We start from the raw sequence: 228 nt of genomic DNA, 5'->3' as shown, positions 1-228 counted from the left end.
CTCGGCATTGGTCAGTCGCAGCGGCGCATTCAGATCCGCCGTGACATGGCTCGGGATGCCGGCCTTGACCTCGGCAAGCACTGCGACCGCCGAGCAGATCTGGCCCGGCGTGCAATAGCCGCATTGATAGCCATCATGCTCGACGAATGCCGCCTGCAGCGGATGCAGCCCGTCCGGCGTGCCGAGCCCCTCGATCGTCGTGATCTCGTCGCCCTGATGCATCACGGC

General features: G+C 65.8%; 1 protein-coding gene. It reads right to left on the bottom strand.

The features are described from left to right. A partial coding sequence (locus tag RAD04_RS39225) for a 2Fe-2S iron-sulfur cluster-binding protein (RefSeq protein WP_461628043.1) occupies positions 1-228 on the bottom strand: 228 nt, incomplete at both ends.

The sequence above is a fragment of the Bradyrhizobium sp. 25ACV genome (genome assembly GCF_054863005.1).
Note: the sequence above shows the minus strand (reverse complement) of the source record. Positions and strands in the feature narration are given on the sequence as shown.